This is a genomic window from Cellulomonas sp. ICMP 17802 (assembly GCF_041295535.1).
GTDB lineage: Bacteria > Actinomycetota > Actinomycetes > Actinomycetales > Cellulomonadaceae > Cellulomonas.
This window is the reverse complement of sequence record NZ_JBGFQZ010000032.1, coordinates 1-23,927: the sequence shown is the minus strand read 5'-3', so window position 1 is coordinate 23,927 and position 23,927 is coordinate 1. Positions and strand designations below refer to the sequence as shown.

Here is a 23,927-nt window from a genome sequence, read left to right as displayed (position 1 = left end):
CTCGTCGTCCTGTCCCGCCGGCGTCGTCATCGGCCCTCCGGTGCTCATGATGTCGTCCGTTCGGGGGTCAGGGCGCGCGCACGAGGCGACGGCGGCGGACAGGGCGATGGGTGGCGGTCACGTGGTCGGCGTGCCGGGCGGCGATCGCGCCGTACGGGTCCGGGTCGGCGTCGGCGACCAGGGCGGTCGGCTCGTCGGTCGTGCGCGCCGGCACGTCGGCGGTCGGAGCCCGCTCGGGGGCGACGCGGGCGGCGAGCAGGACGCTCGCCAGCATGGCCACGGCGATGAACACGAGCGCGTGCCGTGCCCCGGTCGAGGCGGCCGCGATGCCGAGCAGGGGCGGCGCCGCGATCGAGGCCACCGAGGCGAAGGACGAGACGACGGCGACCCGGCCCGCGGCGCGCATCGGGTCGTCGGAGGCCGCCGCGATGCCGACGGGCACGGCGAGGGCGGCGCCGAAGCCCCACAGCACGATGCCGACGCCCGCCAGGACGAGGGAGGGCGCGAACCCGAAGAGCAGCAGGCCGGCGATCGACACCACCCCCGACGCGCGGAGCACCGGGACGCGCCCGAAGCGGTCGATGAGGCGGGTGCCGAGGAGCCGGACCAGGGTCATGGCGCCGACGAAGACACCGAGCATCGCGCCGCCGACCGCCTCGGTCTGGTCGAAGCCGTCGACCACCGCGAGCGACAGCCAGTCGTTGGCGGATCCCTCGGAGAGGGCGGCCGCCATGATGACGACGCCGATCAGCAGCGTGCGGGGCTCGCGCCAGGAGTCGAGCGAGCTGGCGATCCGCCGGCGCCGGCCCACGGTCGCCGCGCCGACCGCGGGCGGCACGGACGTGCGGGGGCGGTCGCCCGGCGCGTCGGCCAGGACGACACCGCGCAGCGACGCGAGCCGCCAGACGACGGCCAGGGCGGCGACGGCCGTGAACTGCGCGACCACCGACACCCCGAGGTGAGACGCGGTCGCCCCGAGGGCCGAGCCGGCGACCGCACCGATGGAGAACGCCGCGTGGAACTGCGGGATGACCGTGCGGCCCATGGCCCGTTCGATGCGCGCGGACTCGACGTTGAGCGGCACGTTGCCCAGCGCGACGGCCACGCCGTTGAGGAAGATGCCGACGCCGAGCAGGGCCACGGAGCCGATGCTGGGCCCGATCCCCATGAGGACGAGGGCGACCGCGAGCACGACCGTCGACGCGACGATGCCGACGCGGCTGCCGAACCGCTGCACGACGATGCCCGAGACGGTGACCGTGAGCAGGGCGCCGACCGAGCCGACCAGGAGCATCAGCCCCAGCTCGGAGGTGGACAGGTCGAGCAGGTCGCGCACGGTCGGGATGCGGGCGAGCCAGCTGGAGAAGGTGATGCCGGCGAGGCCGAAGAGGCCCAGGAGGAGCCACCGGGCTCGGGTCACGGCGGGGTCGAGGTGGCGCACGTCTTGCTCCATCGATCTTGCAGGGGTGGGTCGAATCGATTCGAAAAGTGCGCCGTCGCCGTCGGTCGAATCGATTTGAGGGGTGCCACCATTCTGCGGGTACGCTGGCCGCTGCGTCAACCGTGCGCACGTCCCGCGCGCCGCGTCCCTCCCCGGCCCCGCGGCGCCGACCCGGAGGTCCGACCCTGTCTCCGCAACGCCCCACCCTGGCCGACGTCGCCGCCGCCGCGCACGTGTCGGTGTCGACCGCCTCCCTCGCGTTCTCGGGCGCCGGACCCATCGCCGCGGCGACGCGCCAACGGGTCCTCGACGCCGCGACGGCCCTGGACTACTCGGGGCCCAACCCGCTCGGCCGCCAGCTGCGCCGGGGCCGGTCGGGGATCGTCGGCGTCGTCGTCGGCGACTCCCTGCGGCGCTCGTTCCGCGACCCGGTGTCCATCCAGGTGCTGGACGGCCTGGTGAGCACGCTCGGCCCGCTCGACCTGGGCGTCCTGCTGATCCCCGGCTCCAGCGACCCCAGCGGTCCGGCGGTCGACCCGCTGCTCGAGTCTGCCGCGATGGACGTCGCCGTGATCATGTGGGGCGGCACCACGGACGACCCGATGCTCGGGGCGCTGCGCCGGCGCGGGATCCCGACCGTGCTGGTCGAGGGCCAGCACCAGAGCGACGTCAGCTCGGTGGGGATCGACGACCGCGGCGGCATGCGGGAGGCCACCGAGCACCTGCTCGCGCTGGGCCACACCCGCATCGCGACCGTCACGCTCCCGTTCGACCGCGCGCGCGGCGAGGGCCTGGTGGCGCCCGACCAGATGGACCACCTCAACTGGGAGATCACCCGCCGTCGGCTGTCGGGCGTCACCGACGCCGGCGTCACTCCCGTCGCGATCTGGGAGACGCCCGCCTCGCTGGTCGAGCACGGCCGGACCGCGGGCACGGCCCTGCTCTCCGCGCCCGACCGCCCGACGGCCATCGCCTGCCAGTCCGACCTGCTGGCGTCCGGCGTCGTGCTGGCGGCCCGCGAGCTCGGCCTGCGCGTCCCCGAGGACGTGTCGGTCAGCGGGTTCGACGGGCTCGACCTGCCGTGGCTCCAGCCCGACGTGCTCACCACCGTGGTGCAGCCGCTCGAGGAAAAGGGCGCCGCGGTGGGTCACGCGGTCGAGGACTTCCTCGCCGGCGAGGGCCCGTCCACGCGGGAACTGCCCGTGGAGCTGCGGATCGGGACCACGACGGGTCCCGCGCCGGTCAGCCTCGGCTGAGGCGCACGACCGCCTGGGCCTTGCCCAGCACCCGGACGCCGTCGACGGCGACCGTCAGGTCGATCCGCGCCGTGCCGGCCTCGGGGTCGAGCGCGCCGACGACCGCGACGACCTCGACGGTCGCGGCGCCGGGGTCCGGCACCGGCACCGGGCGCGTGAACCGGACCTGGTAGTCGAGCACCGCGCCGGGGTCACCCGCCCAGTCGGCGACGACGCTCGCGGCCGCGCCCATGGTCCACATGCCGTGCGCGATGACGCCGGGCAGCCCGACCGAGGTGGCGACGCGGTCGTTCCAGTGGATGGGGTTGAAGTCGCCGCTGGCGCCGGCGTAGCGGACCAGCCGCGCGCGGTCGACGGTGATCTCGCGGCGAGCGACCTCGTCGCCGACGGACAGCTCGCTCGTCATGACTCCTCCGGCCGCACGGCGAGCGTGGAGACGACCGTCGCGACGGGCTCGCCGTCCTCGGCCGCGATCTCGGCGCGCGTGGTGATCATGGCCAGCCCGGCGCGCACGGTGATCGAGTCCACGTGCAGCACCGTCATCAGGCGGTCGCCCGCGTGGATCGGCCGGTGGTGCGTGAAGCGCTCGTCGGCGTGCACCACGCGGCTGAAGTCGATGCCCGCGGCGGGGTCCTCGAACAGCTGGGCCTCGGCGCGCTGGGCCACCACGACGGCGAACGTCGGCGGCGCGATGACGTCGGGGTACCCGAGCGCGCGCGCCACCGACGGATCCGTGTGGGCCTGGTGGGAGGCGCCGACGGCGTCGGCGAACTCCCGCAGCTTCTCCCGGCCTACCTCGTAGGCCTCGGTCGGCGGGTACTGGCGTCCCGCGTACCCGACATCGACCGGCATGTGACCGAGGTCAGCGGGTCTCGCGGTGCAGGGTGTGACGGTTGTCGCGCGGGCAGAACTTCTTCATCTCGAGACGGTCGGGGTCGTTCCGACGGTTCTTCTTGGTGATGTAGTTCCGCTCCTTGCACTCCGTGCACGCGAGCGTGATCTTCGGACGGACGTCCGAGCTCTTGCTGGCCATGGTCTTGCCACCTCTCGCACCCGGAACGGGATGCATGCGATCTTGTCATTGCGCGCCGGCCGACGCGCAGCTGTGTCACTTGGCGGTAGCGGGAGCGGGACTCGAACCCGCGACACCACGATTATGAGCCGTGTGCTCTAACCACCTGAGCTACCCCGCCATGTCGATGCGTCCGGGTCCGTGCCGCGCAATCACGGCACTTCCTTCGAACACACCACAGAGCCCCGAAAGGGAATCGAACCCTTGACCTTCTCCTTACCATGGAGACGCTCTGCCGACTGAGCTATCGGGGCAGCGCGAGCAAGGTTACACGGGCCCTGGGGTGCTTGCGAAATCGACTCCGGTTGCCGCTCGGCAAGCCCTTGCCCCAGCGGTTCGCCGCGCGGTCCGCGCCCCGCGTTCGACCGCTGCACCAGGGCGCGACCGTCCCACCGACCGAGGGCGCCTGCAGCCGCGGCCCCGCCTGAATGCGTTGCCCCGCCTCGTCGTGCGGGTGGAGGGTGATCCTGTCCACGCGTGCGGGGAGGCTCACGATGACGGGTGTGACGGTCCGGCTGGTCGCGCCGGCGCCCGACGAGCTCGAGCGCGGCGCGCTCCGGCTGCGCGACGAGCTTCTCGTCCTGCCGGTCGACGACGTCCGGCCCGTGACGCGCGGCGACGCACCGGCGGGCACGCGCGGGCCGTCGGTGGCGGAGGTCGGCGCCCTGCTGGTGTCCCTCGGTCCGACCGTGCAGCTGCTGCAGTCGGTCGTGCGGAGCATCACCGCCTGGCTGCAGCGCGACCGCAGCGTCTCGGCCGTCACGGTGACGATCGACGACGACACGATCGAGCTCTCCGCGGCGACCAGCGAGCAGCAGCAGCGTCTGGTCGACGCCTGGTTGGCGCGGCACGGCGGCGACGGACCATGACCGCGGGGCGGCGGGCCCTGATCGTCGCGGTCGACGAGTACCACGACGCCGGCCTGAGCCGGCTGGCGGCGCCCGCGCAGGACGCCACGGCGCTGGCCGACGCCCTCGGCGCGCCGGGCATCGGCGACTTCGGCGTCACCGTGCTGCGCAACGGGACGGCTCAGGAGGTCCGGGTCGCGGTCGAGGACTTCTTCGCCGACAGCCTCCCCGACGACGTCCTGGTCCTGCACTTCTCGTGCCACGGGCTCAAGAGCGCCGCGGGCGAGCTCTTCCTGGCCGCGTCCGACTCGCGGCCCGACCGGCTGGCCTCGACCGCCGTCGCCGCGGACTTCGTCAACCGGCAGATGGCCGACAGCCGCGCGCAGCGCATCGCCCTGTTCCTCGACTGCTGCTACGGCGGCGCGTTCCCGCGCGGCATGACCGTGCGGGGGGCGCAGGACGTGCCGGTGCGCGAGGCCTTCGCCGAGGCACAGCAGGCCGCCGGCGGTCGCGGTCGCGTGGTGGTCACGGCGTCGAGCGCCGTCGAGTACGCGTTCGACGGTCCCGAGCTCGCACCCGGCCAGCTGCCGACGCCGTCCGTGTTCACCGGTGCCGTGGTCCGCGGCCTGACCACCGGCGAGGCCGACCGGGACGGCGACGGCTGGGTCGGGCTGCACGAGCTGTTCGCCTACGTGACCGAGCAGGTGCGCAGCTCGACCTCGCACCAGACGCCGCACCTGTGGGCCTTCGGCTCCGACGGCGAGCTGCTCCTGGCGCACAGCGGCCGGCGCCGGATCGTGGCCGCGCCGCCGGCGCGGGAGCTGATCGAGGCAGGCGCCAGCCCGCTGCCCGCCACCCGTCTCGGCGTCGCGCTGGAGCTGGCCGAGGTGCTGCAGGGCGCGGACCTGCCGCAGGCGCTCGGCGCGTGGGAGCAGCTGGACCGGATGCGCGACGACGACAGCCAGCGGGTCCGCGATGCCGTCGCGACCGCCATGGCGGCGGCCACCCCGACGGTCGATCCCGCGCACCTCGAGCTCGAGCGGGCCGTCGACGCCGACGCGCACGGCGTCCTGCGGCTCACCGGTCCCCCGCTCGCCCGCGAGGCGACCGTGTCCGGCGACGTCCCGTGGTTGTCCGCCGACGTCGAGGGAGCCTCGATCCACGTGATCGCCACGCCGGTGGACGACGAGGGGACCGGAACCCTCCTCGTGTCGTCGCCGACGGGCGGCGCGAGCATCGGCGTCACGGTCCGCACGGTGCGGCCCGGGCGGCGGCCGCCCGCTCCGGCGCGCTCGCCGGCGACGGCGGCACCCGTCCCCGAACCCCCGGCACGGCAGGTCCCGCGCGTGCCGGCCTGGGTCGCGGCCGGCATGCTGCTCGTCGCCGCGGCGCAGGTCGTCGCCTGCGTCATGTTCGTGAGCTGGAGCGGCGACCTCGAGCGGTACGCGGCCGCGAGTGCCGCGGCGACCTGCGTCCTCTCGGTCGGGGTCGCGGCCGCGGCGGTGCTCTGCCTGCTCCGGCCCGGCACGACGCCGTCCGCGCTCGGGGTGGCGACGGGCTGCCTGCTCGCCTACCTGACGTCCGGCGTCTTCAGCCTGGCGTCCGCCTTCCTCTTCACGGACGACCAGCCGTCGTGGCTGGTCGTCGTGGCGGGCTCGGTTGTCGGGCTCGCGCTGGTGGCGGTCGCGCTCGCCAGGGCCGGCGTCCGGGCGGTCGAGCCGGCGTGGAGGTGGCCCGGCGCCGCGCCCGTCGTCGCCCTCGTGCTCGGTGCCGTCGGCGTGGTCGGTCCGGTGTTCTGGGTGCCCTCGGAGGGTTACTCGTTGTTCAAGCTCACCGGGTGGGGCGTGCTGATCCCCGCGGTGGCGGTCGCCGTCGCTGCGGTCGCGGTCCTGCTGCGGACGGGCCAGGACATGGACCGGTTCGTCGCGGCCACCGCGTACGGGTTCCTCGTCGCCAGCGCCTACGCCACCGTCGTCTGGGCGCTGCGGAACGGCTCCGGGTCGGGGATGGTGATGGTCGCCGCGGTGGGGGCGGCCGTCCTGTGCACCGCCGTCGCGCTCTCCCGCGCGGCCGGCGCCCGGAGATGACGAACGGCCGCTCTCACGAGGAGAGCGGCCGTCCGGTCCGTGGCGGGTGAGGGATTCGAACCCCCGTAGGCGTTGCCAGCTGATTTACAGTCAGCCCCCTTTGGCCACTCGGGTAACCCGCCAAGGGTGTGCCCACCGACCGAGAGGTCGCCCTGGGGGCGAACGCGCGTGCAGCGTGCGGGTGGAAGGATAGCAACTCCCGGGCAGTGCTTGCGAAACCGCGAGCCGGCCGCCCGGCCACCGACCCCACCCGGTACAGCAGGAGGACAGCCATGGCGAGCGAAGCCTCGTTCGACGTCGTCAGCAAGGTCGACCACCAGGAGGTGGACAACGCCCTCAACCAGGCCTCGAAGGAGATCGCCCAGCGGTACGACTTCAAGGGGGTGGGCGCGTCGATCGCGTGGAGCGGCGAGAAGATCCTCATGATCGCCAACTCGTCCGAGCGGGTGCTCGCCGTGCTCGACGTGTTCCAGTCGAAGCTGATCCGCCGCGGCATCTCGCTGAAGTCCCTGGACACCGGCGAGGACGGCCCCGAGCCCAAGCCGTCCGGCAAGGAGTACCGGCTCGAGGCGCTGATCAAGGAGGGGCTGAGCAGCGAGACCGCCAAGAAGGTGGCGAAGATCATCCGCGACGAGGGCCCCAAGGGCATTAAGACCCAGATCCAGGGCGACGAGCTGCGCGTGTCCGGCAAGAGCCGCGACGAGCTCCAGGCCGTGATCGCGCTGCTCAAGGGCGCCGACGTGGACGCGGACCTGCAGTTCACCAACTACCGCTGAGCAACCTACGGGCGCCGGCGCAACGACCGCGCCGGCGTCCGTCTACCCTTCCGGTCGTGCCCGAGCCCTCCCCCGCCGTCCCGACGCCCGCCGACGCCCGCACCTGGGCCGCCCGGGTGCCGCGCCGACTCCTCACCGTGGTCGCGCCGATCCTGCTGTCGGGCGCGGTGCTCGCCTCGCTGGACGTCCCTGCTGCGACGGTGGCCCAGGTCTCGACGGCCGCATGGATCCTGTCCGCCGTCCCGCAGGGCATGACGTTCGCCGCGATCCCTCTGCTCGTCGCCCGGCCGCACGCGACGATCGGCTGGGCGGCGCTGGCCGCGACCGCCCTCGTCGCGACGCCAATGGCCGAGGGCGTCCGGCCGGTGTGGGCTGCCGTCGCGCTCGTCCTCGTGCTCCTCGCCCTGGCCGACGCCCTCGGTGCCGTGCGGCAGCGCGTCGTGGCCCGCTCATGGGCGACGACGGCGACCGTGCCGGCGGGCGGGCCACACCTGCGCGCGCTCGTGCGGCGGCGGCGCGTGGTGCCGTCGCTCGTCGCGGTCGGCGGCCTCGCGGTAGGGGTGGTCGCGGCCGGGTGGTGGGTGCACGACGACCTGGCCTCGCGCGCGTTCCTCGAGGCCGCCCACGCCGTGGACGGCACGGTCGTCGCCGTCTCCGACGACGAGCTCACGACCCGAGTGGGCCTCGAGGACGGCACCGTCGTGCGGGTCGCCACGGCAGCGACGACGCCGAACGTGGGCGCACCGACCGCGGTGCTCGTCGCGCCCGGCACGGACCGGGTAGAGCTCGCCGCCGAGCCGTTCGACGCGAGCGGCTCGCTGTTCCTCGCGTCGGCGGGGCTGCTGACCGCGGTCGTGTTCCTGCGCGACGAGCGGCGGCGGCGGCGCGCCGGGGGCCGCCTGCTCGACCAGGGTGCGCCGATGGCGACGTTCGTCGCCGTCCCGACGGGCGGGCGGTGGCTGGACCTCGAGCCGGTGGGTGCCGCGGGCACGACCACGACCCGTGTGCGGGTGGGCTGGTGGATCGACCCGCTCGACGAGGAGCCCGACGTGGGGTGGGACGACGACGAGCTCGAGGACGAGCCATTCGACGACGGCGGAGCCGACCGGGACGACAACGAGTACGCCGGCTGGGGCGCTGCCCAGTCCGACGCCGTCGCGCGGATGTCGGACGAGGAGCTGCTTGCGCTCGGTGCGGAGCAGCGGGCCGACCGCGAGCTCTCGGACCGGGCGCGGGCGCTCGCGCAGGCACCTCTGGCCGGGCCGACGGTCGTCCAGGTGCTCGGGCTGCTCGCCCAGGGCGACGAGCCCGTCCTGCGGACCGAGGACGACCGCTGGCTCGTCGTGGACCGCCCGGCACGGGACCGACGCCTGCGCGCCGTCGACACGGCGCTGCGGCTGCTGGGCGTGGGCCGGTCGCAGTCAGACCCGCGCGACCGCCGCTCGCCGACCGACCAGCTCACGCTCGCGCCCGAGGCGACCCGTCGGCCGCCACGGCTCTGGCGCGCACTCGTCGGCGCCACGGGACGATGGCTCCCGTGGCTGCTCACACCCGCGATCGGTGCGCTCTCGTGGTGGCTCGCCGACGTCGTGCCGACGCGCGTCCGGTGGGAGCTCGTCCCGGCGCTCGTCGTCGGCTACACGTGGGCCACGATGGCCCAGGACAGGTTGGTGCTCTCCGCCGCCGGGGTCCGGATCCGGTCGGCGGTGTTCAGCGCGCTCGTCCGGTGGTCCGAGCTGGAGCGGGTGGTGGCCGACGCCGACTCCGTCGTCCTGCGCGTGACCGATCCCACCGACGCGCTCGTCGTCCACCAGCACCGCGACCTCGGCCGGTTCCTGCCCGGAGCCCTCGGACCGCAGGACGTCGTGCGGCTCGTCGACGCGGCACGTCCGGCGCCGACCGCTCTCCCGCACCGGTCTCCCGGGCTCGTGCTGACCCCGGGCGCCACAGTCCTGCTGCTGTGGGTGGCCGCTGCTGTGGTCGGAGCCGTCCTCGCCTGACCAGTCAGTAGCGCGTGACGCCGCCCTGCTGACCGGCCTGCTTCTCGAGGCGCGCGATGCGCTCGGCCATGGGCGGGTGGGTCGAGAACAGCCGGCCCATGCCGGCCCCGCGGAACGGGTTGGCGATCATCAGGTGCGACACGTCGACCAGCTGGCGATCCTGCGGCAGCGGCCGCGCCTGCGTGCCCTGCTCGAGCTTGCGCAGCGCCGAGGCCAGCGCCAGCGGGTCGTTGGTCAGCGTGGCGCCGTCCTCGTCGGCGTCGAACTCGCGGGTGCGGCTGATCGCGAGCTGGATGATCGTCGCGGCCAGCGGGGCGAGGAACACCAGCAGCAGACCGGCGATCGGGTTGCCGCCGCGGTCGCGGTCGCTGCCGCCGCCGAAGAACAGCGCGAACTGCGCGAGCGACGTGATGACGCCGGCGACGGCCGCCGCCACGGACGACGTGAGGATGTCGCGGTTGTACACGTGCATGAGCTCGTGGCCGAGGACCCCGCGCAGCTCGCGCTCGTCGAGCAGGCCGAGGATGCCCTCGGTGCAGCAGACGGCGGCGTTCTTGGGGCTGCGGCCGGTGGCGAACGCGTTGGGGGCGGCCGTCGGCGAGACGTAGAGGCGCGGCATGGGCTGGCGCGCTGCGGTCGAGAGCTCGCGGACGATGCGGTACATGCCGGGCTGCTCGATCTCGCTGACCGGCCGGGCCCGCATGGCGCGGATCGCGATCTTGTCGGAGTTCCAGTAGCTGTACGCCGTCATCACGAGCCCGAGGCCGGTGAACAGGAGCAGGAACTTCGGGGTCCCGCCGCCGAGCAGCCAGCCGATGCCGAGCAGGACGGCCCACATCGCCCCGAAGAGCGCGGCGGTCTTGACGCCGTTGTAGTGCTGGTGGCCCATGGTCCTTCTCTCTCCTCCCGTGCGCGTGCACCCGTGGAACGCGTGCCGCGGCCTGCGGGTTCCCTCGTATCCTTGCCCCACGTCCCCACGACAGCCTCCGGAGATGACCGTGCGCACAGCCCGCTGGACAGCCCTTGCCGCTATGGCCGCCCTGGCGCTCGCCGCGTGCGCCCCGACCGACGAGTCCACCGGGACCGCCCCGAGCGACGGCGGCCTGGCGACCGTGAAGGAGGGCGTGCTGACGATCGCCACGTCCGACCCGGCCTACGAGCCGTGGGTCGTGGACAACGACCCGAGCAGCGGCAAGGGCTTCGAGTCGGCCGTCGCCTACGCGGTCGCGGACCAGCTGGGCTTCGACAAGGACCACGTCGAGTGGGCCGTCGCGAGCTTCGACCAGATCATCGCGCCCGGTGCCAAGAAGTTCGACTTCGCGATCAACCAGGTGTCGATCAGCGACGAGCGCAAGGCCAACCTCGACTTCTCGTCGCCGTACTACACCACCTCGCAGGCCGTCGTGACGCTCGAGGGCTCGGCCGGCGCGGCCGCCAAGACGCTCGCCGACCTCAAGGCGCTGAAGATCGGCGCGATGGTCGGCACGACCAGCCTGACGGCCGCGCAGGACGTCATCGACCCGACCACGCCCGTGTCGCCGTTCAACGACAACGACCAGGTCAAGCAGGCGCTGACGTCGGGCCTCGTGGACGCGATCGTGGTCGACCTGCCCACCGCGCTCTACATCACCGCGGCCGAGCTGGACGGCGGCATCCTGGTGGGCCAGCTCCCCGACAGCGCGGGTGGCGACGAGTTCGGCCTGGTGCTCGACAAGGGCAGCGCCCTCACCGCGCCGGTCACCGACGCGGTCGACGCGCTGCGCGACGACGGCACGCTGGCCGACCTCGAGGCTCAGTGGCTCACCGACGCCGCGGGTGCACCGGTCCTCAAGTGAGCCCCGTCAGCCCCGTGAGCTGGGTGCCCTCCGCGCGCCAGCAGGAGCGGGACGCCTACCGCCGCGCGCGCACGCGCCGGTCCACCGGCGTCGCGGCCGTCTCGACGGTGGCGCTCGTCGCCGTCGCGGTGCTCGCGCTCACCTCGTCGCCGGGGTGGCCGCGGGTCAAGGCCTCCTTCTTCGACTGGGACGTGGCCACGGCGTCGTTCCCGGCGATCCTCGAGGGGCTCTGGCTGAACATCCGCGTCATGGCCGTCAGCGCGGTCTTCATCGTCGTCCTCGCGATGGTGCTCGCGCTGGCGCGCACCCTGCGCGGCCCGGTGTTCTACCCCGTGCGCGCGCTGGCCACCGCGTACGTGGACGTGTTCCGCGGCCTGCCGCTGATCCTCGTCCTGCTGCTGGTGGGGTTCGGGCTGCCGGGCCTGCGGCTGCAGGGCATCCCGACGTCGGCGGTGGTGCTCGGCGGGCTCGCCCTCGTGCTGACGTACTCGGCGTACGTGGCCGAGGTGTTCCGCGCCGGCATCGAGTCGGTGCACCCGTCGCAGGTGGCCGCTGCCCGCTCCCTCGGGCTCACGCACGCGCAGGCGATGCGGCACGTGGTGCTCCCCCAGGCCGTCCGCCGCGTCATCCCGCCGCTGCTCAACGACCTCGTCGCGCTGTCGAAGGACTCGGGCCTCATCTCGATCCTCGGCGCCATCGACGCGGTCCGCGCCGCGCAGATCGAGACCGCGCGCTACGCCAACTTCACGCCCTACGTCGTGGCCGGCGTCCTGTTCGTGGCCCTGACCATCCCGCTAACCCGGTTCACGGACGCATTCGCCCGGCGCTCCGGCTGGGTGGGGTCGCAGGGCGCGCTGGCCGGCGGCGGGGCGCTGCGGTGAGCCCGGGCCCGATGCGCGACCCGATGCCGGGCAGGCCGCTGGACGTGCCGGCGCCGCTGCTGTCCGTCCGCGGGGTGCGCAAGGCGTTCGGCGAGCACGTGGTCCTCGACGACCTCTGGCTCGACGTGCACGCGCACAAGGTCGTCGTGCTCATCGGCGCCTCCGGCTCGGGCAAGTCCACGCTGCTGCGCTGCGTCGACCTGCTCGAGGAGGTCGACGACGGCGTGATCGAGCTCGAGGGGCAGGACATCACCGACCCCCGGCTCGACGCCAACGCGGTCCGCGCCCGGATCGGCATGGTGTTCCAGGCCTACAACCTGTTCCCGCACCTGCGCGTGATCGACAACGTCACGCTCGCGCCCCGCCTGGTGCACAAGGCCTCGCGCGAGGACGCGGAGGCCGAGGCCCTCGCCGTCCTCGACCGAGTCGGGCTGGCGGCCAAGGCGCAGGCCTTCCCCGACGAGCTCTCGGGCGGTCAGCAGCAGCGCGTGGCCATCGCCCGCGCCCTCGTCGGCAAGCCCGCCGTGATGCTACTGGACGAGGTGACCAGCGCGCTCGACCCCGAGCTCGTCGGCGAGGTGCTCTCGCTGCTGGCCGAGCTCAAGCAGACCGGACTGACCATGGTCGTCGCCACGCACGAGATGGGCTTCGCGCGCGAGGTGGCCGACGAGGTCTGCTTCCTGCACGAGGGCCGCGTGCACGAGCGCGGCACGCCCGAGCAGGTGCTCGGCGACCCGCAGCAGGAGCGCACGCGCGAGTTCCTCCGGCGCATCACGGGCTGAGCCCGCCCGGCGAGATCGCCGGACGGGCCCAGTGGTGCGGGGACGCTCAGGCGTTGCGGCCGAGCGAGACCGAGACCATCTCGTCGCGCGGGACCAGCTTCACGCGCTCGCGGCCGTGGGGCTCGCCGAGCGAGCGCTCGTAGGCGTCCAGGAGCTCCCAGCCCTGCCAGGTGATGACGTCGACGCCCCGGCCGTGCAGGAACTCGGTCACCGCCTCGGGGTCGCGGTCGGTCGCGGTGTAGAACGCGTCGCCGCCCGCGGCCACGTCCTCGCCCAGGTGGCGGATGGTCTCCGACGCGTCCGACTTGGTGTGCCCGATGAGGCCGACCGGTCCGCGCTTGATCCAGCCCGTGGCGTACACGCCCGGCAGGTGCTCGCCGTCGACGTCGACCACGCGGCCCTCGCGGTTCGGGATCACGCCGGCGACGTCGTCGAACGGGATGTCGACCAGCGGCGAGCCGAAGTAGCCGACCGCGCGGTAGACGGCCTCGACGGGCCAGTCCTGCAGCTGCCCGGTGCCCGTGACGTTGCCGTCGCCGTTCAGGGCCGTGCGCTCCGTGCGGACGCCCACGACGTGCCCGTCCTCGCCCAGGATCTCGACCGGCTTGTGCAGGAAGTGCAGGTGGATGCGCCGGCTCGCGGTGTTCTCCTCCGGCTCCTTGAGGGTCCAGTCCGTGAGGGTCTTGACCACCTGCTTGGTCTGGTTCGAGGAGTGGATGGCCGCCATCGAGCCCTCGTCGAAGTCGAAGTCCTCGGGGTACACGATGACGTCGACGTCCGGCACGTGACCGAGCTCGCGCAGCTCCAGCGGCGAGAACTTCACCTGCGCCGGGCCGCGACGGGCGAACACGTGCACGTCCGTGACCGGCGAGGCCTTGAGGATGTCGTAGACGTTGGCCGGCAGCTCGGTGGGCAGCAGGTCGTCCGCGTGCTTGGCCAGGATGCGCGCCACGTCGAGCGCCACGTTGCCGGCGCCGAGGACGGCGACGTGCTGGGCGTCCAGGGGCCACGTGCGGGGGACGTCCGGGTGGCCGTCGTACCAGGACACGAAGTCGGCGGCGCCGTACGAGCCCTCGAGGTCGATGCCCGGCACCGGCAGCGCGGCGTCGCGGATGGAGCCCGTGGAGAAGATGACCGCGTCGTAGAACTGGCGCAGGTCGTCCAGCTTGAGGTCCGTGCCGTAGTCGACGTTGGCCAGCAGGCGGATGTCGCCGCGCTCGAGCACCTTGTGCAGCGCGACGATGATCTGCTTGATGCGCGGGTGGTCGGGCGCGACGCCGTAGCGCACGAGGCCGAACGGCGCGGGCAGGCGCTCGAAGAGGTCGATGCTGACGTCGAGGTCGGTCTTCGACAGGATGTCGGCGGCGTAGATGCCGGCCGGTCCTGCGCCGACGACGGCCACTCGCAGAGTCGGGGTGCTCACGGGACGCGGGTGCCTTCCGATCAGGGGAGCCCTGCGGGCGGGATGCGTCTTGCCGGCCCCCGGCGATGGCCAGTGCGCACGACAGACGGCACGGTGCAGGACTGTGCTCGGTCCAGTGTAGGACCGCGGGTCAGGCGCCCCTCAGCCGGGCGCCAGCATCTGGACAGACGTGAGACGGACCCGCAGGTCACCGCGGGCGGGACGGGCGCCAGGCTCCCGGCACCGGGGACCTAGGCTCAGCGGGTGCCCGACTCCCCCGCGCCCGCCCGTCCGACGTCGGCACCCCTGAACGGCCCGGGCCTCGCGGCCGGCGTCGGCGCCTACGTGCTGTGGGGCGTGCTCCCGCTCTACTTCCCGCTCCTGCAGCCGGCCGGCGCGGTCGAGATCATCGCGAACCGCGTCGTGTGGTCGCTGCTCTTCTGCCTCCTGCTGCTCGCCGTGACCCGGACGTGGGGCGCGTTCGTCGCCGCCCTGCGGGACCGGCGGACGCTCGGCCTGCTCTCCCTCGCCGCGGTGCTCCTCGCCGTCAACTGGCTCGTGTTCGTGTTCGGCATCCTCACCGACCGGGTGGTCGACGCCGCGCTCGGGTACTTCATCAACCCCCTGGTCACGGTCACGCTCGCGGTCGTGGTGCTGCGCGAGCGGCTGCGCCCGGTGCAGTGGGTGGCGCTCGGGTTCGGCGCCGCGGCCGTCGTCGTCATCACGGCCGGCTACGGGCAGCTGCCGTGGATCGCCCTGACCCTGGCGACCAGCTTCGGGTTCTACGGGCTGATCAAGAACCGGGTCGGCCGCAGCGTCGGCGCGGTGCCGGGCCTCGCGGCGGAGACCCTCGTGCTCGCTCCCCTGGCCCTCGGCTACCTGGTGTGGCTCGGCGCCACCGGGACGGGGACCTTCGCCACCGAGGGCCTCGGGCACGCGCTGATCCTGGCCTCGTCCGGGATCGTCACCGCCGTGCCGCTGCTGCTGTTCAACTCCGCCGCCCGGCGCCTCCCGCTGTCCATGATCGGGCTGCTCCAGTACATCGCGCCCGTGCTCCAGCTCCTCATCGGCGTGCTCGTCCTGCACGAGCAGATGCCGGCCGCCCGGTGGTGGGGGTTCGGGCTCGTGTGGGTCGCGCTCGCCGTCCTCACCGTCGACGGCGTGCGCACCGGCCGGGCGCAGCGGCTGAGCCGCCGCGCGGAGCGGGTCAGCGCCGGATGAGCGTCGCGTCGACGACGATCGCCGTGACGTTGTCCCGGCCGCCCGCGGCCAGCGCGGCCGCCACCAGCCGGTCCGCCGCCTGCTGCGCCTCGTCGGCCGCGCGCAGCTCCGCCTGGACGCGGGCGTCGGAGAGCTCGTCCGTGAGCCCGTCGGAGCACACGAGCATCCGGTCGCCCGGGCTCACCGGCAGCAGCCAGACGTCGGGCTCGACCTCGGACGCACCGCCCCCGAGCACGCGCGTGACCACGTTCCGCCGCGGGTGGCGGTTCGCCTGGTCCGCGGGGACGAGACCCTTGGCGACCAGCTCGGCGACCTCCGAGTGGTCGCGCGTGACCTGCTCGAGGACGCCGCCCGCCATGCGGTAGGTCCGCGAGTCGCCCACGTTGAGCACGAGCCAGCACGGGGTGTCGCCGTGCGACGTGAGCACCACGCCGGTCACGGTGGTGCCCGGCCGACGACCGCTGGGCGAGGGCAGCTGCCGCACGGCCGCGTGCGCCGCCGCCACCGCGCGCCGGACGCCGTCTGTGGTGGTCGGCGTGGCGTCGTCGCCCAGGGTCCGCAGCACGTCGATCGCCGTGGCGCTGGCCAGCTCGCCCGCGTCGTGCCCGCCCATCCCGTCGGCCACCAGGTACACGCCGTCGGCGGCCACCAGGCTGTCCTCGTTCTGCGCGCGGTGCGCCTGCGCGGTCGCCACGCCGACCTCGAGCCGGACGCGCTCGTCGATCATGAGGCGACCGTCGTCGGCACCGGGCGGCGGCGCGCGCCGACGAGGCGCGCCCCGAGGGCGGTCAGGGCCACCGCGGTCAGGCCACCGAGCATCCACCAGGCGGCGTCCCGGCGCGGACCGGCCAGCGGCGACTCCTCGACCGACGTGTCGATCACCTGGGCGGGCGCGGGCTGCGCGGCCGGCCGGGGCCGGGTCGGGCTGTCCGGGCCCGGCGCCGACCCGTCATCGACGAGCTCGAGCGCCGACGCCGGCCGCACCACGCCCCACCCGACGAGGTCGTCGCGCTGCGCCGGGTGCAGCCGCGCGGCGGTGACCTCCAGCCGGTAGGCCCACTGCGCGGGCGTCTCGGTCGGGTGCTGCTCGGCCAGCAGCGCCGCAGCCGCGCTGACGTAGGCGGTCGCGTAGCTGCTGGACGCCTCGACCCCGAGCAGGCAGTCGCCGCCACCGGGCAGCGTGGTCAGCACGTTGGTGCCGGGCGCGGCGACGTCGACGTGCGCGCCGTGCACCGAGTCCTCGGTGGCGTTGCCGTCCACGTCGACCGCGGTCACCGACAGCGCGTCCGGGTAGGCCGCGGGGTAGTGCGGCACGTCGGCCTTGTCGTCGGCGGTCCTCCGGTTGCCCGCGCTGGCCACCACGAGGGCGCCGGCGGCCGTGGCCTGCGCGACGGCCGCGCGCAGGGCGGGGTCGTCGACCGTGGTGCTCATGGACACGTTGATGATCCGGGCACCGTGCGCCGCGGCGTACGCGATCCCGGCGGCCATCCGGCCGGCGTCTGGCGCCACCCCCTCGCGCACCGCCTGGTCGTCGTCGGCGTAGTACACACGGACGGGCAGGATCGTGGCGCCGGGCGCGAGCCCCACGACGCCCGAGCCCGGCACCGGGCGGGCCGCGATCTCGCCCGCCACCGCCGTGCCGTGGCCGAACACGTCGGTGCGGCCCGTCGTCTCCACCGCGACGCCGACCAGGTCGGCGCCCGGCACGACGGCCGTGCTGAGGTGCGGGTTGCTCGGGTCGACCCCGGAGTCGACGACGGCCACGAGCACGCCCGCCCCCGTCGCCGTCGTCCACGCGAGGTCGGCCGAGAGCCGGTCGAGGGCCGGGGGCCGCGTGGCGACCTGCACCGGGTGGTCCAGCTCGCACGCGGCGTCGGCCGCGACCGCCGGCGACGCCAGGGCGACGAGCCCGACGGCGACGGCGGCGCCTGCGGCCAGCCCGCGGATCATGCGCCCGCCGCCCCCACCTGCATCGCCGCCGCGTCCTGGGTGAGCGCCGGACCGGCCGGCAGCAGGGCGGTCCACGCCGGCGGCACGCGCGTGACGTGCGTCGGGGTGTACCCGAGCCGGGCGAGCATCTCGTCGCTCGCGTCCGGCACCGGGTACGCCGTCCCGCTCTCGTCGACCAGCGACACTCCCCCGGCGCCGCCGTCGGTGTCCGCCGCGCGCACCAGGGCGCCGCCGCCGGGCGCCACCAGCACGCCCGGGGCCGCGTCGGGGTCGGCGAGCGTCGTCACCAGGTCGACCCGACCGTCGTCGCCCGTGCTCAGGCGGGCGCACGCCGACCGGTCGGCGGGGACCGCCACGGGGGCGGCCTGCGGCCAGTCCGCCGGCGCGACCGGCTCGGTCGCGGTGCGCACGCCGGCCACGTCGGCCGCGCTCGTGCGCACGACCGCCGCGTCCTGGCCCGAGCCCAGCTCGTACAGCGGCAGCGCCAGGTCGCCCAGCGGGGCGAGGTTGCCGTCCTGGTCGACCACGTACCGCTTGGTGGCGGTGCCCACGCCCGACACCTCGACGACCGTGCCGATGACGGTGTCGAGGGGCAGCCCCGAGACCGACGGCACCTGCTTGCCGACGTCGGGCAGGGTCACGGGCGCCAGGTCGGTGCCGGCCGGGAACAGGTTGAGCCAGCCGGCCGGTGCCGGCACGGGGGTCGCGGTGTCGAGGCCGAGCGCGCGGAGCACGGCCGCCTGGTGCTCGAGCGGGATGAGGTAGCGCAGGCCGCCCGCGACGACGTACAGGTCGTCGTCGACCGACACCAGGACGCCCGACGTGGCGGTCGCACCGTCCACGGGCAGGTCGACGCCGAGGGTGGTCCGCGCGCCGTCCGGCACCAGGCAGGACAGCCAGCCGGTGCCCACCAGCCGGTCGGCCGGCGGCGGCGAGTCGGGCGCGCCGGCGATGCCGATGGTGGCGCCGCGCGGCGTGCCCGCGATGTCCTTCGCCGACACCTGCACCACGTGGAACCCCGAGGACGGCACCACGAGGCGCGCGCTCGTGGTGTTGAGCACCGGGTAGAGCGTGCCCTTGAGGGCGACGTAGCGGGTGCCGACGTCCTTGACCACCACGAGCGAGCTGTCGTCCCAGCCGGCCGGGAGGGTGGGCTTGAGCAGGCCGTACGCCAGGCTGCCGAGCACCAGGACCACCGTGAGCAGGATGCCCGCCACGACGCCGCGCATGGGCTTGGTGGGCTCGAGCTCCTGCCCGGACGGGGCCCCGCTGACGAACGCGGTCAGGAGCCGGCGGCGGCTGTAGGTCTGCGCCTCGACGAGGTCACGCTTGGACGCCATCGGCCGCTCAGACCAACCCGGCGGCGGCGACGCCCAGCGGGAGCAGCACCGCGAGGCAGGTCACCTCGAGCACGTCGCCCGCCCGGGCCAGCCCGATGCGCTGGCGCGGCGCCACCAGGCCGACCCCGACCACGGCCGCGGCCCCCGCGCCGGCCAGCGCCACGAGCGTGCCGCGCCAGGACGGGTGCAGCACCGCGGCCTCGAACACCGTGGCCGCCATGCCGAGGATGCCGGCCGAGACCACGAGCAGGACGTCGAGGCGCGAGTACGACTGCCGGCTCGAGAGCAGCACGCCCGCGAAGCCGACGAGGAGCAGGACCGTGCCGACCGCACCTGTGGCGACGACGGCAGGGGTGGCCAGCAGCGCGAAGAGGCCGACCGCCACCCGCAGCCCGACCTGGAGCCGGTGGCCGCTCTCGAGCTGGCGCCGCACGCGCTCGGGGTCGACCACGGGCGGGTCGAGCAGGATCTCCGCCTCGGTCCGGGCGCTGACCACGCGGAGCGGCGTGCTGGACAGCGCGAGCCACGGCACCCCGATGCTCGCCGTGACCACGATCGCGACCACGACCGCCAGGACCTCGCCGGCCGTGGCGTCGGTGAGCGCGACCGACGCGCCGCTCACCGCGAGCGCGAGCCCGAGCACGACGGGTCCGGCGGCGAGCTCTCGGCGGTCGACCAGCGCCGGCATGCCCGCCAGCCCGGTGACCACGAGCCCGAGGCCCGCCCCCACGGCCGGCCAGCCCCAGCCGGGCGCGGACGTCCCGGCAGTCAGGCCCGCGACCCCGCCGAGCACGGCGGCCGCCAGCACGAGGATGCGGCCCGTGGCCGGCTCCCGGCCCACGCGCCCGACGACGGCACCGCACGCGAGCGCCAGCAGCGCGCCGGCCGCCGCCACGACCGGGGGCATCGCCGCGGCGGGATCGGCCCCGACGAGCAGGGCGGCGGCGACCAGGACGAGCGCCACGGCGCCCCACGCGGCGCCGAGCGCGCTGTCGCGGGCGGTCCACGGCTGGTACTGCGACTCGACCGCGTCGGCGACCGCCTCGACGACGTCGTCGTAGACCCGCACCTCGGGCTTGCGCGCACCCGACTCGAGGGTCAGCACCGCACCGTCCTCGACGCCGGCGGCCAGCAGGCTGCGGGCGGAGTCGACGGGCTCGCCGTCCGCGCGCACCAGCCGGTACCCCCCGTACACCGACGCCGCGTCGAGCACGCCGAGCGTGCGGGCCAGCCCGGGCACGATCTCGGCCGTCGCGACGTTGCCCGGCACCCCGAGGTCGACCCGGCGGTCCCCGGCGGTCACGGAGACCCGCAGGAGCGTCCCGACGGGCGTCGGGGACGAGGTCGGATCGGTCATCGGCGTCCTTCTGGTGCGTCGGCGTCGGCCGATCCGCGTGAGGTCGTCGGTCAGCATAGCCAGTGGCGTGCGGCCGGACCGCCGGTCATCCGGGGTCCGGCCGGGCCGCGTCGAGCGCGTCCGCCGCGCGGGTGAACGCTGTCCACAGGCCGTCGCCCGGGGCGACGGACCGTGTCCGATTCGGCTAGGGTCCGATCGGTTCCGTGGGGATTATCCCGCGGTCGACACCGCCCGTCCCGGGGGGTGTCCCATGATTCGGTCCCGCGGTCCGGGGCCGCGTGCAGGGGAGGTGTCATGGCAGCTGAAGTCTCCGCAGCCGACGGTGCGCTCAAGCAGGGCGCGGACGTCGTCGCCCGGTCCCGTGGGGAGCTGCAGCGCGAGCTGAGCTCGCTGGAGGGCAAGCTGGCCGGCATCGGGTCGCACTGGCAGGGCCAGGGCGCCGTCGCGTTCACCCAGCTGATGACCCGCTGGCGCGAGGACGCGACCACGATCGTGTCCGCGCTCAACGAGTTCGAGTCGAACCTCGTCTCGTCCCAGTCCACCTACACCGCGTCCGACGACGCCCAGCAGTCGACGTTCTCGCGACTGCAGGGTCGCCTCGGCTGAACGACGAGGAGCTGACGATGAGCGACCTGAAGGTCAACTTCGGTGGCCTGGCCACCGCCGCCGCCGACATCCAGGCCGGCGCCCGCCAGATCGAGGCGCGCCTGAACGACATGGACTCCTCGCTGCAGCCGCTGCGCGCGAACTGGTCGGGCGAGGCCGCGTCGTCCTACGAGGCCGCCCGTGCCAAGTGGACCGCCGCGATCGAGGACATGAAGGCCCTGCTGGCCGACGTCGGGCGCGCCGTGGCGACCTCCGGCGACGACTACCAGTCGACCGAGAAGTCGAACGCGTCGCGCTGGTGAACCGTCCGCCGTCGCCCTGAGGGCGCCGGCGACCGCTCGACCCGTGGCGGTCGCGCACCTCCCGGGGTGCGCGACCGCCGCGCTCAGCCTCACCGCACGACGGGCAGGGGGACACGCATGGGCACCGACCCAGGCACGCAGACGAAAGGTTCCACGGTGGCCGCAGGGGACATCCAGCTCGAGCGCGAGGTGGTCAAGCAGCGCCTCGAGACCCTGGTGCACCTGCAGGAGTACGTGACGATGCTGCGCGACTCCCTCCAGGACCTGCTGGGTCGGCAGACCACCGGCACGTGGTCCGACGCGGGCGCCACCGGGCAGTTCGTGGCCCTGTACCGCCGGCAGCTGCGGTCGCTCGACACCGAGCTCGCGCAGATCCGCACGCAGCTGAACGAGTACCACGCCGCGCTGCACGCCAACATGAGCGCGCTGGTCAGCACCGACGCCGACGTCCAGCAGCGCCTCCTGCAGGTGGCCGCGCGCCTGAACGCCTCGCCCCATGGCGCGACGCCGCCGCCCGGCGTGCAGGACTCCGCCCCGGCCGACCCGAGCAGCGCCCCGATCACCCGTCACGTCGGATGAGGCTGCCCGCACGCGCCTGCGGTGCCGTCCTGGTGCTGCTCGGGCTCGTCGCCGCGAGCGCCACGGGTGCCGCGGCGGCCGACGACCCGATCCGCGAGCAGGGCCTCTGGTACGTGAACCAGGCCGGGCTGGCCGACATCCACCAGCGGACCACCGGGGCCGGCGTCACCGTCGCCGTGATCGACTCCCCGATCAACCCCGGCATCAGCGACCTGGTCGGCACGGACCTCACCGTGCACGAGCCGTCGTACTGCGCCGCGACCGAGGGCGGGGCCGCGCTGCCGGCCAGCACCACCGATCCCTCCGCCGAGCACGGCACCGCGATGGCCGCGATCCTGGTGGGCACGGGAGCGGGCGTCGGTGGCGAGCCGGGCACGCTGGGGGTGGCTCCCGGGGTGCACCTGCTCCACTACGCGGCCGTCACGGGCATCGACGACGGTGATGGCGGCCGCACGACGACGTGCTACCCGCCCGCGGGCGTCGACGGCAGCCCGATCCGGCAGGCGGTCGACGACGGCGCCACGATCATCAGCATGTCGATCACCGAGGCCGACATGGACTGGTCGGACATCGCGTACGCGCACCAGCACGGCGCGATCGTCGTCGCCGCGGCCCCGCACGACGGCGGGGTGGGCCTGCGCGCCCCCGCCTCGGGGAACGGCGTCGTCGCGGTGGAGTCGATCGGCCCGGACGGCCGGCTCGCCGCGGGGAACAACACCGACCCGCGCCTGACGGTCACCGCCCCGGGCGAGTACTTCGCCACCACCGTCCCCGACGACGGCTGGTCGGTCTACCACTACACGAGCGGGTCCTCGAACGCGACGGCCTACACGGCCGGGGCGCTCGCGCTCGTCTGGTCGGCCTACCCGACGGCCACGGCGAACCAGCTGATCCAGACCCTGGTCCGCAACACGGACGGCGAGGAGCACGAGCTGCGGCACGACGACGCCTGGGGGTACGGGGCGGTCAACGTGCGGCAGATGCTCGAGCACGACCCCACGACCTACCCCGACGAGAACCCGCTGCTGACCGACGACCCGGACGTCCGGCCGAGCCTCGCCGAGATCGACGGCGCGGCGACGGCCGCGCCGACCAGCGCGGCGACCTCGGACCCGGCCGCCGAGCCGGCGGCCGGGGGCACGGGCGGCCCGTCCACACCCCTGCTCGTGGGTGGCGCCGTGGCGCTGCTCCTCGTCGCCGGCGTCGTGGTCGCGGTCCTGGCCGCTCGACGGCGCGCCGCTGCGCCACCGCCCGCCACCTGACCTCGCCGGCCGCGGCCGGCACCCGGACACATCGCACGATCGCCGAGGGGAACCGACATGGGACAGCACGCTGACGACCTGGGCGCCGCGCTCGGGGCCGAGGTCGGGTCGCTGCACGACGACACCGACCAGCTCGGTCTGATCGGCGACGCCGTGAGCTCCTACGCCCAGTCGCTGCGCTCGATGGCGACCGACCTGGGCCTCGGCGGCACGACGGCCGACCTGGCGGGCGACTCGTTCGCGCAGCTGGCCACGGCGATCGTCACCACCGCCGACCGGTTCGACGGCGTCGCCCGGTCGGCCGCCACGGCCCGCGCGGCGATCCTGCAGGCGCGCGAGGACTACCGGGCCCTGCCCGACGGCGAGCTCAGCCTCGGGGAGCGCGCCGCGCTGGCCGCGGGAGGCACCATCGCGATGCCCGGCGTCGGCACGGTCGCGGCGATCGTCGCGGGCGGCATCTGGTCCGACCAGCGCGAGGCGGAGCGGGAGAAGGCCGCGCGCAAGGCGATCGAGACCCTCAACGCCTCCCTCGCGGCCGCGGGCGACAGCTTCCCGCCGGCCACCCACCTGCCCGAGGGGCCCGACGACGGCGACACCGAGGAGCACGGCGACGACGGCGCCCGGGGCAGCAGCGCGCCGGTGAGCGGCGTCCCGAGCCTGGGCGGCTCCGCACCGTCGAGCCCCGCCGGCGGCCCCGGCACCCCCACGTGGGGCGCCACGCCCGTGCTGCCTCCTGCGCACGGGGGCCCGACGACGCCCGTGCACCACGCGGCCGACCCCACCCCCGCGCCGCACGAGCCCCCGGTCGTCCCGCCGGGCACCGGCCACGACACGACGCCCGACGGCGGCCTGGACGGCACCGTGCCCGGCACGGACCCCGGCGCGTGGCCCGGCGGCACGGGTTCGCACGGCACCGGGATCGGCGCGGGC

The 23,927-nt window shown here is 74.7% G+C and carries 23 protein-coding genes, 3 tRNA genes and 1 pseudogene; 14 read left to right on the top strand and 13 right to left on the bottom strand.

Features of this window, described 5'->3' with window-relative positions:
* Positions 1–67: 67 nt before the first annotated feature.
* Positions 68–1,441: an MFS transporter gene (locus tag AB5970_RS16830; RefSeq protein WP_370505100.1), complete on the bottom strand. Its 1,374-nt coding sequence runs from the start codon at positions 1,439–1,441 to the stop codon at positions 68–70.
* A 185-nt stretch (positions 1,442–1,626) separates the two neighbouring features.
* Between AB5970_RS16830 and AB5970_RS16825 the strand changes: the two genes are divergently transcribed.
* The gene (locus AB5970_RS16825) at positions 1,627–2,697 is read left to right on the top strand and encodes a LacI family DNA-binding transcriptional regulator (protein WP_370505111.1); all 1,071 of its coding nucleotides are present in this window, start codon (positions 1,627–1,629) and stop codon (positions 2,695–2,697) included.
* On the opposite strand, the gene AB5970_RS16820 is transcribed toward AB5970_RS16825, so the two are convergent.
* The 5 genes from AB5970_RS16820 to AB5970_RS16800 form a co-directional block, all read right to left on the bottom strand.
* Positions 2,684–3,103, bottom strand: coding sequence for a MaoC family dehydratase (locus tag AB5970_RS16820; RefSeq protein WP_370505099.1), 420 nt, complete (start codon positions 3,101–3,103; stop codon positions 2,684–2,686). The two genes, AB5970_RS16825 and AB5970_RS16820, sit on opposite strands and share 14 nt — an antisense overlap.
* The gene (locus tag AB5970_RS16815; protein ID WP_370505098.1) at positions 3,100–3,549 is read right to left on the bottom strand and encodes an FAS1-like dehydratase domain-containing protein; all 450 of its coding nucleotides are present in this window, start codon (positions 3,547–3,549) and stop codon (positions 3,100–3,102) included. Before AB5970_RS16815 ends, AB5970_RS16820 begins: the two co-directional genes overlap by 4 nt.
* A 10-nt stretch (positions 3,550–3,559) precedes the next feature.
* Complete coding sequence (rpmG, locus tag AB5970_RS16810) at positions 3,560–3,730, bottom strand: 50S ribosomal protein L33 (RefSeq protein WP_029290226.1); 171 nt, start codon at positions 3,728–3,730, stop codon at positions 3,560–3,562.
* Between the two features lie 86 nt (positions 3,731–3,816).
* Positions 3,817–3,890, bottom strand: a tRNA-Met gene (locus AB5970_RS16805).
* A gap of 60 nt (positions 3,891–3,950) precedes the next feature.
* Positions 3,951–4,023, bottom strand: a tRNA-Thr gene (locus AB5970_RS16800).
* Between the two features lie 240 nt (positions 4,024–4,263).
* Between AB5970_RS16800 and AB5970_RS16795 the strand changes: the two genes are divergently transcribed.
* Together AB5970_RS16795 and AB5970_RS16790 are read left to right on the top strand one after the other, a co-directional pair.
* On the top strand, positions 4,264–4,638 hold the full coding sequence (locus AB5970_RS16795; protein ID WP_370505097.1) for an effector-associated constant component EACC1: 375 nt from the start codon (positions 4,264–4,266) through the stop codon (positions 4,636–4,638).
* Positions 4,635–6,704, top strand: a complete 2,070-nt coding sequence (locus AB5970_RS16790; RefSeq protein ID WP_370505096.1) for a caspase family protein — start codon at positions 4,635–4,637, stop codon at positions 6,702–6,704. Before AB5970_RS16795 ends, AB5970_RS16790 begins: the two co-directional genes overlap by 4 nt.
* Positions 6,705–6,744: 40 nt before the next feature.
* Here the strand turns inward: AB5970_RS16790 and AB5970_RS16785 are convergent.
* Positions 6,745–6,826 (bottom strand) — tRNA-Tyr (locus AB5970_RS16785).
* A 150-nt stretch (positions 6,827–6,976) separates the two neighbouring features.
* On the opposite strand from AB5970_RS16785, the gene AB5970_RS16780 reads away from it, so the two are divergent.
* Positions 6,977–7,480: a YajQ family cyclic di-GMP-binding protein gene (locus AB5970_RS16780; protein ID WP_370505095.1), complete on the top strand. Its 504-nt coding sequence runs from the start codon at positions 6,977–6,979 to the stop codon at positions 7,478–7,480.
* A gap of 56 nt (positions 7,481–7,536) precedes the next feature.
* The gene (locus tag AB5970_RS16775; protein WP_370505094.1) at positions 7,537–9,480 is read left to right on the top strand and encodes a hypothetical protein; all 1,944 of its coding nucleotides are present in this window, start codon (positions 7,537–7,539) and stop codon (positions 9,478–9,480) included.
* 4 nt (positions 9,481–9,484) lie between these two features.
* On the opposite strand, the gene htpX is transcribed toward AB5970_RS16775, so the two are convergent.
* Positions 9,485–10,369, bottom strand: coding sequence for a zinc metalloprotease HtpX (gene htpX / locus AB5970_RS16770; RefSeq protein ID WP_370505093.1), 885 nt, complete (start codon positions 10,367–10,369; stop codon positions 9,485–9,487).
* A 103-nt stretch (positions 10,370–10,472) separates the two neighbouring features.
* Between htpX and AB5970_RS16765 the strand changes: the two genes are divergently transcribed.
* From AB5970_RS16765 to AB5970_RS16755, 3 genes are read left to right on the top strand one after another with little or no spacing between them, the layout of a single operon-like run.
* On the top strand, positions 10,473–11,315 hold the full coding sequence (locus AB5970_RS16765) for an ABC transporter substrate-binding protein (RefSeq protein WP_370505092.1): 843 nt from the start codon (positions 10,473–10,475) through the stop codon (positions 11,313–11,315).
* Positions 11,312–12,196: an amino acid ABC transporter permease gene (locus AB5970_RS16760; RefSeq protein WP_370505091.1), complete on the top strand. Its 885-nt coding sequence runs from the start codon at positions 11,312–11,314 to the stop codon at positions 12,194–12,196. Before AB5970_RS16765 ends, AB5970_RS16760 begins: the two co-directional genes overlap by 4 nt.
* Positions 12,197–12,207: 11 nt before the next feature.
* Positions 12,208–12,978, top strand: coding sequence for an amino acid ABC transporter ATP-binding protein (locus AB5970_RS16755; RefSeq protein ID WP_370505090.1), 771 nt, complete (start codon positions 12,208–12,210; stop codon positions 12,976–12,978).
* A gap of 46 nt (positions 12,979–13,024) precedes the next feature.
* On the opposite strand, the gene AB5970_RS16750 is transcribed toward AB5970_RS16755, so the two are convergent.
* Positions 13,025–14,401 (bottom strand): FAD-dependent oxidoreductase, encoded by a 1,377-nt coding sequence (locus AB5970_RS16750; RefSeq protein ID WP_370505089.1) that lies wholly within the window; start codon positions 14,399–14,401, stop codon positions 13,025–13,027.
* Positions 14,402–14,644: 243 nt separating this feature from the next.
* Here AB5970_RS16750 and rarD point away from each other — a divergent pair, with 243 nt between their 5' ends.
* Positions 14,645–15,601: an EamA family transporter RarD gene (gene rarD, locus AB5970_RS16745; RefSeq protein ID WP_370505088.1), complete on the top strand. Its 957-nt coding sequence runs from the start codon at positions 14,645–14,647 to the stop codon at positions 15,599–15,601.
* Here rarD and AB5970_RS16740 read toward each other — a convergent pair.
* The 4 genes from AB5970_RS16740 to eccD are packed head-to-tail and all read right to left on the bottom strand — an operon-like array spanning position 15,588 to position 20,248.
* Positions 15,588–16,328, bottom strand: coding sequence for a PP2C family protein-serine/threonine phosphatase (locus tag AB5970_RS16740; protein WP_370505087.1), 741 nt, complete (start codon positions 16,326–16,328; stop codon positions 15,588–15,590). The two genes, rarD and AB5970_RS16740, sit on opposite strands and share 14 nt — an antisense overlap.
* Positions 16,325–17,551: a S8 family serine peptidase gene (locus AB5970_RS16735; RefSeq protein WP_370505086.1), complete on the bottom strand. Its 1,227-nt coding sequence runs from the start codon at positions 17,549–17,551 to the stop codon at positions 16,325–16,327. Before AB5970_RS16735 ends, AB5970_RS16740 begins: the two co-directional genes overlap by 4 nt.
* The gene (gene eccB, locus AB5970_RS16730) at positions 17,548–18,891 is read right to left on the bottom strand and encodes a type VII secretion protein EccB (RefSeq protein WP_370505085.1); all 1,344 of its coding nucleotides are present in this window, start codon (positions 18,889–18,891) and stop codon (positions 17,548–17,550) included. Before eccB ends, AB5970_RS16735 begins: the two co-directional genes overlap by 4 nt.
* A 7-nt stretch (positions 18,892–18,898) precedes the next feature.
* On the bottom strand, positions 18,899–20,248 hold the full coding sequence (gene eccD / locus AB5970_RS16725; protein WP_370505084.1) for a type VII secretion integral membrane protein EccD: 1,350 nt from the start codon (positions 20,246–20,248) through the stop codon (positions 18,899–18,901).
* A 294-nt stretch (positions 20,249–20,542) separates the two neighbouring features.
* On the opposite strand from eccD, the gene AB5970_RS16720 reads away from it, so the two are divergent.
* The 5 genes and pseudogenes from AB5970_RS16720 to AB5970_RS16700 form a co-directional block, all read left to right on the top strand.
* Positions 20,543–20,854, top strand: coding sequence for a WXG100 family type VII secretion target (locus AB5970_RS16720; protein WP_370505083.1), 312 nt, complete (start codon positions 20,543–20,545; stop codon positions 20,852–20,854).
* Positions 20,855–20,871: 17 nt separating this feature from the next.
* Positions 20,872–21,156 (top strand): WXG100 family type VII secretion target, encoded by a 285-nt coding sequence (locus AB5970_RS16715; RefSeq protein WP_370505082.1) that lies wholly within the window; start codon positions 20,872–20,874, stop codon positions 21,154–21,156.
* 156 nt (positions 21,157–21,312) lie between these two features.
* Positions 21,313–21,735 (top strand): hypothetical protein, encoded by a 423-nt coding sequence (locus AB5970_RS16710; RefSeq protein ID WP_370505081.1) that lies wholly within the window; start codon positions 21,313–21,315, stop codon positions 21,733–21,735.
* The gene (locus tag AB5970_RS16705) at positions 21,732–22,997 is read left to right on the top strand and encodes a S8 family peptidase (RefSeq protein ID WP_370505080.1); all 1,266 of its coding nucleotides are present in this window, start codon (positions 21,732–21,734) and stop codon (positions 22,995–22,997) included. Before AB5970_RS16710 ends, AB5970_RS16705 begins: the two co-directional genes overlap by 4 nt.
* 57 nt (positions 22,998–23,054) lie before the next feature.
* Positions 23,055–23,927, top strand: a pseudogene (locus AB5970_RS16700) (hypothetical protein); the annotation flags it as partial.